This window comes from Kamptonema formosum PCC 10802 (assembly GCF_000332335.1).
GTDB lineage: Bacteria > Cyanobacteriota > Cyanobacteriia > Cyanobacteriales > Oscillatoriaceae > Oscillatoria.
This window is the reverse complement of record NZ_KB235948.1, coordinates 5,854,617-5,855,170: the sequence shown is the minus strand read 5'-3', so window position 1 is coordinate 5,855,170 and position 554 is coordinate 5,854,617. Positions and strand designations below refer to the sequence as shown.

The following is a 554-nucleotide window of genomic DNA, read 5'->3' as shown; positions in this document are numbered from 1 at the left end:
CTGGCAAGATTCTGGAGTCCGCCCAAAGTTAACACACCACCACCGACAGCGGTGATTGAGTTATTGCCGGTGTAGCTAGTCAGTGCCGGCAAGCTAAGGGTGCCGCCGTAACTGCTAGACAAGTCTACCTCCGTCAGACTGGCCAAATTGTCAGCCGAGATAACGCCACCATAAGCATTTAATATGGATTGCGCCGAGTCGCTGGTGTCATCGCTGAAGCTGGTAAGCGCCGGCAGGTTGATAGTGCTGCCGGAGTCTTGAGCTACGATGTTAGTGCTGCTGGCAAGATTCTGGAGTCCGCCCAAAGTTAACACACCACCACCGACAGCGGTGATTGAGTTATTGCCGGTGTAGCTAGTCAGTGCCGGCAAGCTAAGGGTGCCGCCGTAACTGCTAGACAAGTCTACCTCCGTCAGACTGGCCAAATTGTCAGCCGAGATAACGCCACCATAGGCATTTAATATGGATTGCGCCGAGTCGCTGGTGTCATCGCTGAAGGCTGGTAAGCGCCGGCAGGTTGATAGTGCTGTCGGAGTCTTGAGCTACGATGTTAG

1 protein-coding gene is annotated in these 554 nt (G+C 54.2%); it reads right to left on the bottom strand.

Annotated elements, in window-relative coordinates; translation table 11 throughout:
• A partial coding sequence (locus OSC10802_RS53280; RefSeq protein ID WP_044170199.1) for a hypothetical protein occupies positions 1-425 on the bottom strand: 425 nt, incomplete at its 3' end.
• Positions 426-554: the final 129 nt, after the last annotated feature.